Here is a 7,940-nt window from a genome sequence, read left to right as displayed (position 1 = left end):
GCCGCGTTAACCAGTACGCAGTCGGCCAGCAAGCTGTCCGCCCGCTATTTGCTGACCTCAGCACATACAGGCAACAGTGCTAAAAAAATTACCACCGTTGGCTAAGCCAGCGGTGGTAATTTTCTAATACTTTCTATAATAGCAAGCAGCAGCCTATTTTTTTTAAACAACTATTTTGGTACTAAAGAAATCTATTTTCGTTGTAAATACAACTTACTTTAAATGGCAATTATAATATCATAAACATGAAAGAAGCAATCGTCTGCTCTGCCGTTATATCAACGGCCCAAATAACGGAGAAGAAAATCTCCAGCATTATAAGGAGTGATATTATGGAACCGAAAATGTTTTGTTTTCAATGTCAGGAAACAGCCGGCAATAAAGGTTGTATGTTTGGAGGGGTCTGCGGTAAAAAACCTCAAACTGCCAATCTGCAGGATCTGCTGATCTATGTAACTAAAGGACTTTCTGAAATAACTACCCGCCTGCGGGCAGAAGGCAAAGCAATACCGGCAGCTGTTGACCGTCTGATCACCACTAACCTGTTTATGACAATCACTAATGCCAATTTTGATGATAACCGTTTCATCGACAGAATCAACGAGACTCTGTCCAGCCGTGACGAACTGCTTGAGCAGCTCCATGATACTACAGAACTGAGCGCCGCCGCAGTCTGGCAATATCGTACGGCAGAAGAAAGAACTTTAAAAGCAGCTGCCGTCGGTGTTCTGACTACCGAAAACGAAGACCTGCGCAGTCTGCGCGAGCTGATGCTCTACGGCTTAAAGGGTATGGCTGCTTATAACAAGCACGCTAACGTTCTGGGCTACGCCGATGCAGCTATTGATGCTTTCTTGCAGCAGGCTTTAGCAAAAACCTTAGACGACAGTTTGACTGCCGATGACCTGACGGCCCTGGTCTTGGAAACTGGCAGCTTTGGCGTCAAAGTCATGGCTCTGCTTGATACTGCCAACACTTCAACTTATGGCAATCCTGAGATCACAAAAGTTGAGCTTGGCGTCAGAAGCAATCCCGCGATCCTTATTTCCGGACACGACCTGCGTGATTTGGAAATGCTGCTGGAACAAACTGCAAACACTGGCGTTGATGTTTATACCCATTCTGAAATGCTGCCTGCGCACTATTATCCAGCCTTCAAAAAATATCCTCATTTTGCAGGCAACTACGGCAACGCCTGGTGGAAACAAAAAGAAGAATTCGAAGCCTTCAACGGTCCGATCCTTCTGACTACCAATTGTCTCGTGCCGCCCAAGGACAGCTATAAAGACCGTGTCTATACTACCGGCTCGGCAGGTTTTTCCGGCTGCAAACATATTGCCGGTGAAATTGGAGAAAAGAAAGATTTCTCTGCTCTTATCGAACATGCTAAAAAGTGCCCGCCGCCAACTCAGCTGGAAAGCGGCGAACTTGTAGGCGGGTTTGCACATCATCAGGTCCTCGCTCTGGCAGATAAAATCGTTGACGCAGTCAAAAGCGGCAGCATCAAAAAATTTGTCGTTATGGCAGGCTGTGACGGACGCAGCCCCTCCCGTAATTACTATACTGATTTCGCCAAAGCCCTGCCGCAGGATACTGTTATCCTGACCGCCGGCTGCGCCAAATACAAATATAATAAGCTGCCGCTCGGAGACATCGGCGGAATCCCCCGTGTTTTAGACGCAGGCCAATGCAACGACTCCTATTCACTGGCACTAATCGCGCTCAAGCTGCAAGAAGTTTTTGGCCTGGCTGATATCAACCAGCTGCCTATTGTTTATAATATCGCCTGGTACGAACAAAAAGCTGTTATCGTTCTTCTGGCACTGCTTGCCCTCGGCGTCAAAAATATTCATCTCGGTCCTACTCTGCCAGCCTTTCTCTCGCCTAACGTTGCCAAAGTCTTAGTTGAAACCTTTGGTATTGCCGGGATCTCTGATGTAGATAGCGATTTGGAAATATTTTTTGGAAAAAACTAAACCATACTTAAAATAAAAGACGAGTCTTATCGACTCGTCTTTTTGCTTATAATTTATCCAGTTCCATAATACAGCTTGCCAAAAGCAGGGCCCTTTCCGTTAAGCTCGCTACCTCGATATACTCGCTGTCACTATGAGCGCCAATACCGCAGGGACCTACGCCGCACAAAGTCGGCGCGCCTGTCAGTGCCGGCCAGCAGGCGTCAGAAGCGCCGCCCACATACTGCTGACCCGGCTTGGGCAGCCCCAGTGCCGCTGCCCGGCTGGCATAGTGTTCATACAGCCGCTGTACTCCGGGCGTAGTTTCAAAGGGCATGAACTTGATCACATTGCCCGTTACCGTAGTTTTGGTATTAGGCACATAATTAGTTTCAACGATCCGCTGTACATCGGCGATAGATTTTTCCGCTTCGGCTATCGTCTTAAAACGTACATCTACCTCGCCGATCGCTTTATCAGCAATGATATTGGCCATAGTGCCGCCGTTAAACACACCCACATTATAGGTCGTGCCCAGTTCAAAATTGTTGAGCGCATGGATAGCCACAGTTTTCCGGGCCAGCTCTAAAATGGCGCTGGCCCCCTTTTCCGGCTCGTTACCGGAGTGTGCGGCAATGCCTTCCACTACCAGCGTCGGTCTGGTAGTACCTTTACGTCCTGTAACGACGCTGCCGTCAACACGTCCGAACTCCAGATTAAAAACAGCATCCTTGCCGGCGCCGGCTTTTTTGAACTGCTCCACAGCGTCTGTCAGCGGATGTGACATTTCTTCATCGCCACACAGCAAAACAGTCAGATCCGTATCCTGCCAGCCATTCTCCAACAGTGCCTTGATCACATACAAAGCCATGACCAGGCCACCCTTCATATCCAGTACGCCCGGTCCGTAGGCTCTGCCGTTTTCCAGCCTGAACGGACGGGCTGCTACTGTACCTTTGTTGAACACCGTATCCATGTGTCCTGAAAACAGCACCTGCTTTTTACCGGGCTGCGGTTTCTTCGCCAGCAGCTGCACAGGCGCACCCTCGGTTTCCAGATATTCTACCGTAAACCCCAGTTCTGCCAAAAAAGCGCCTATTTTCTGTGCTACTGCGTTTATACCCTCCAAAGCGTCGGCACCTGAATCAATATTCACCAATTCTTCCAGTAATTGCAGCATCACCTGCTCTGAACCCCTGATTTGTTTTAAAATATTCTCTTTCATCAAACTTCTCCTCTGCATAAATACAAGTATAATTTTTATATTATTCGCTTTCTATCTGTTTTCTCCTGCTTTTCGCTCATAAAAAATCATAATTTCAGAAAATTTATAAATAGTCGTTAAAATAAAAAACAGTATGGGATCAAATCCCATACTGTTTTTTAACAGCTTATTACTGCATTTCTTCCAGATGCATGATACACATTGCCAGGAGCTGGGCCCTTTCCGTCATCGACGGCACGAATAAGTACTCATTATTACTGTGCGCCCCTACAGCCTGCGGACCCATGCCGCATAAAGTCGGCGCACCGACCATAGCCGTCCAGGCAGAATCAGCACTGCCGCCTACATACAAGGCTCCCGGCACAGGCAAACCAAGCTTCTCAGCCTGCTTTGCCAAATGACCATACAGCTTTTGTACGCCCGCAGTAGTTTCCAGAGGCATAAACTCGATTCGGTTTTCTGTTACAGTAGTCGTTGTCTTGTCCACATAAGTTTTGGCTGCGACCGCTTCTACATTTTTTATTGCTTTTTCAGCTTCTTCAGCTGTCTTGAATCTGATATCAACACGTGCTTCCGCGTGGTCGGCAACAATATTTGCCAGACTGCCGCCATTAAAAACGCCTACGTTATAAGTCGTGCCAACTTCTAAATCAGTCAGCGCGTGTAAAGCAATAGTTTTATGGCACAGCTCTAAAACAGCACTGGCGCCTTTTTCAGGTTCGTTGCCGGCATGGGCGGCAATCCCCCGGACAGTCAATACCGGACGGATAACGCCTTTGCGCCCAATAACGACGCTGCCATCTTCACGACCGGGTTCCATATTGAAAACGGCATCTTTGCCCAAGCCTTCTTTTTTGAACCATTCTACAGCGTCAGTCAGCGGATGCGCCAGTTCCTCATCGCCGCAGAAAAACAAAGTAAGGTCAGTATCATCCCAGCCGTTATCCAGCAAGGCTTTAACTGTATAGAGTGAGAGCACGATACCTGCCTTCATATCCATAACGCCGGGGCCATAGGCTTTGCCGTCTGCCACTTTGAAAGGACGCGCTGCTGCTGTACCTTTAGCGAAGACCGTATCCATATGTCCCATCAGCATAACCTTCTTCTTGCCGGGACGCGGACGTTTAGCCAGCACATGCGTAGGCGCGTTCGGCGTTTCGAGATACTGTACTTCAAAGCCATACGGCTTCAAAAAATCACCTACGATATGGGCAATTTCAGCAGTCCCCTCTATGGCATCGTACCCGGAATCGATATTGACTAGCTTTTCTAAAGTACCCAGCATGTCAGCTTCTGAATTTTTGATTTGCTCTAAAATTTTATTTTCCATTTTTTTGCTCCTGTTTTCAATGTTATCTTTACTTTATTCGCTTTGCAGCCGTTTTTTCCTGCCAGCAAAAATACTTATATAATACAGCGCAGCGGCTGCGGCTTCCCTGTCAGCGATTTTGCGCCGCCTGCCGTTACAAGATACGTATTCTCTGTACCGACCATCCCGATACCGGCTAAAGCTATCTTAGGCTCCACTGCGAAAACCATACCCGCTTCCAGCTCACCTTTGAAGCCCTTGGCCAGTGCTGGTGATTCGTCCATTACCAATCCGATACTGTGTCCTAAAAACTTACCGCCGTTCATAAAACCATCTGCATACTGCGGGTCAAACTGCTCCATTACCTGCCGGTAAATATCTTCGATCACCATTCCCGGACGCAGCAGCGAAGCTGTCAATTCCTCCAGAAAGACACAGTGCTCATAAGCAGCTTTGATTTTATCCCTGAAGGGATCTTCATCTAGATCCCCATAATAATAAACTACGGTTTTATCCGTATGGTAACCGTCCACACCGCAGGGAATATCCAGATACACCAAACGCCCTGCCTGCAGCTTGCGAAAAGCAGAGCCGATCGACTGCACAGCGACACAAGTTCCGCCGGTACCGCCAGGTCCGTCGAAAGCTGTTTTTACCAGCCCGCTTTTACCAAAAGACGCCAGTCCTACAACGTCCTCCCCTAAAGGCAAATTAAAACGTGCTACTCCATGCGAGCCACGGCGCAGCATTTCTGCATACAGATTGACTGCCAGCTCTGCCTCGCTCACACCCTGTATGATAAAACGCGGCGCCAGTTCATCTAAAACAGTCCGGTGGATAGAACCGGATTTTTTCATCAGCGCCAGTTCATAGGGGCTTTTCAGCAGGCGCAATTCACTGATCACACTGTCCATACCTGCCACAGCGGCAAAAGGCAAATATTTGTACAACAGCTGCTGCCATTCCAGCGTCGCCGTCCTGGCTTCCAAATATACCTTAGCCGGCAGTGGCTGATAAAACTCCGCCAAAGTGCGAAAACTTTTCATCGGCCGGATATCCTTCAGCAGTGATTCGTTACAGGCGCGTTCATAGCTGCGACGCACCCACAAGATCTCATCCTGCGGCCTGATGACCAGCACACCGTCCTGCATCGTACCGGCAAAATAATACATATTGACTTTATGGTTGACGATGGCTATTTCCCAGCCGGGGAACTCTCTGTCCATGACCGTACGGAATTTGTGCAGACGTGCCTGCAGCTCATCAGCAGGCACACGCCGCAGCTGTTCTGTCATCATGATCTCATGCTCTAAAATAGTCATTGTTTCACTCCTTTAAAAAAAGTATCTCCTATTATCTTACCATAAATAATGAAACAGGGCCGATATTAAATATCAGCCCTGTTTCCCCTCATTTAGCCTATATATTTTTAAATAATCCTGTAAAATCAAAAGTTGCAAAATAATCTGCCGGAGTCTCCGCACGACGGATCAGTTCCGTACTGCCATCTTCCTTCAACAGCACTTCCGCGCTGCGCAGCTTGCCGTTATAATTGTACCCCATGGCAAATCCATGTGCCCCTGCGTCATGAATAAAGAGCAAGTCGCCGATATTGATTTCCGGCAGCATCCTGTCGATAGCAAATTTGTCGTTATTCTCACACAAACCGCCGGTAATATCATATTTATGATCACAGGGAGCGTCTTCCTTGCCCATGACGGTAATATGATGATAAGACCCGTACATGGCAGGACGCATCAGATTGGCCGCGCAGGCGTCCAGTCCGATATATTCTTTATAGGTATGCTTAACGTGGATCGCTTTAGCAACCAACGCCCCATAGGGAGCCAGCATATAACGTCCCATCTCTGTAAAAATTTTTACGTCTCCCATGCCGGCCGGCACCAGGATATCCTCAAAAGCCTGACGTACGCCTGTGCCGATAACCATGATATCATTGCCTTCCTGATCGGGACGATAGGGAATACCGACACCACCGGACAGATTGATAAATTCGATATGCGCTCCGGTCTCTTCCTTCAATTCAACAGCGACCTGGAACAAGATCCGTGCCAGTTCCGGATAATAATCATTAGTCACGGTATTGCTGGCCAGAAAAGCGTGCATGCCAAAATGTTTGACACCTTTACTCAAAAGGATTTTATAAGCTTCTGTCATTTGCTCCCTGGTCATGCCATATTTGGCATCGCCGGGATTATCCATAATATTATTAGCAATAGCAAAATGCCCGCCAGGATTATAGCGGCAGCTGACCGTATCAGGTATATCAGCCACTTTTTCCAGAAAATCAATATGGGTGATATCATCCAGATTGATAGTTACATTCAATTGCCGGGCCAGCTGAAAATCCTCTGCCGGCGTAGCATTGGAGGAAAACATGATTTCGTCGCCTTTGAAGCCGACCGCATCCGCCATCAACAGCTCCGTATACGAAGAACAATCTGCACCGCAGCCTTCTTCATGCAATATTTTCAATATTGCCGGGTTAGGAGTAGCCTTGACGGCAAAATATTCTTTGAACCCCTGATTCCAGGCAAAGGCTTTATTTACTCGGCGTGCCGTTTCGCGAATAGCCGCTTCATCATATAAATAAAACGGTGTGGCGTACTGTGCAGCGATCTCATCCAATTTTTCTTTAGTTACAAAGGGTTTTTTACTCATTCTTTCTCACCTTTCTCCACTTCGGGAAGCAATTCTATCAATTTTATTTCATTTTTCAGGGCATCCTTAAATAAATCTACCAGATTCTGTTTGCTGGAATATAAACAGGTCGAACTGTTGCCATCAGCCAGATCTCCCGTCAAAACTTCCTGTGAATCGGCGATCAGGCGAATCTGGCTATTAGGCTTATGCGCATAATAAATGATCGCACCCTCTAAAACAAACGGTCTGCCAGTGATAACGACCACTTTTAATCCGCGCCCTACCGCCTCAGTCAATTCACCGCGCAAAGCTTCGATAGCAGAACCTGTTGCCGAAACATAAATGCGGGCTTTTGCCTTGACAATAGTATTTTTCAGCTTATTGATGATCTCAGTCGCGCCCTTGATCGTAATATAACCATCAACGCTTTGCGATGTACTGGGAAGCTCCTGCAGCAGTTCCTCTTTCAGTTCCTGCAGCCGTCTTACCCTGTTTTCACAGAACTCGTCCAATGGCACCGGCGTATATCTTGTAGCCTTATCCTCCAACACATAAGCAGCGCCTTTTTCTACCAGACCTGCCAGCGCCGTATAAGTATTAGACCGGGAAATACCCGTCAGCTTTGTTGCTTCGTAACCGGTCAGACGTCCTTCCGCCAGCAGAGTCAAATACAGCGTAGCTTCCTGCCTGGTCAGATTAAAATAAGTAAGTTTTTCAATAATATCCATATTTCACCTTCATTGTTCCTATACAAGAACACTATAAGCGATTTTTATAAGTTTGTCAA

General features: G+C 47.4%; 6 protein-coding genes. 1 reads left to right on the top strand and 5 read right to left on the bottom strand.

The features are described 5' to 3' along the window. The first annotated feature begins 332 nt into the window (after window positions 1-332). Window positions 333-1,976 (top strand): hydroxylamine reductase, encoded by a 1,644-nt coding sequence (gene hcp / locus Q4G98_RS07635; RefSeq protein WP_298563920.1) that lies wholly within the window; start codon window positions 333-335, stop codon window positions 1,974-1,976. Between the two features lie 46 nt (window positions 1,977-2,022). On the opposite strand, the gene Q4G98_RS07630 is transcribed toward hcp, so the two are convergent. The 5 genes from Q4G98_RS07630 to Q4G98_RS07610 all read right to left on the bottom strand — a co-directional run bounded on the left by Q4G98_RS07630 (window position 2,023) and on the right by Q4G98_RS07610 (window position 7,881). Next, window positions 2,023-3,180: a M20 family metallopeptidase gene (locus Q4G98_RS07630; protein ID WP_298563918.1), complete on the bottom strand. Its 1,158-nt coding sequence runs from the start codon at window positions 3,178-3,180 to the stop codon at window positions 2,023-2,025. Between the two features lie 169 nt (window positions 3,181-3,349). Continuing rightward, window positions 3,350-4,510, bottom strand: coding sequence for a M20 family metallopeptidase (locus Q4G98_RS07625; protein WP_298563916.1), 1,161 nt, complete (start codon window positions 4,508-4,510; stop codon window positions 3,350-3,352). Window positions 4,511-4,584: 74 nt separating this feature from the next. Beyond that, entirely contained in the window at window positions 4,585-5,811 is a 1,227-nt protein-coding gene (locus Q4G98_RS07620; RefSeq protein ID WP_298563913.1) for a Xaa-Pro peptidase family protein, read from the bottom strand. A gap of 97 nt (window positions 5,812-5,908) precedes the next feature. Further along, window positions 5,909-7,171, bottom strand: a complete 1,263-nt coding sequence (locus Q4G98_RS07615; RefSeq protein WP_298563910.1) for a diaminopimelate decarboxylase — start codon at window positions 7,169-7,171, stop codon at window positions 5,909-5,911. Then, on the bottom strand, window positions 7,168-7,881 hold the full coding sequence (locus tag Q4G98_RS07610; RefSeq protein WP_177560882.1) for a TrmB family transcriptional regulator: 714 nt from the start codon (window positions 7,879-7,881) through the stop codon (window positions 7,168-7,170). Before Q4G98_RS07610 ends, Q4G98_RS07615 begins: the two co-directional genes overlap by 4 nt. Window positions 7,882-7,940: the final 59 nt, after the last annotated feature.

Source organism: uncultured Phascolarctobacterium sp. (assembly GCF_958349595.1).
GTDB lineage: Bacteria > Bacillota > Negativicutes > Acidaminococcales > Acidaminococcaceae > Phascolarctobacterium.
This window is presented reverse-complemented; position numbering and strand designations above follow the sequence as displayed.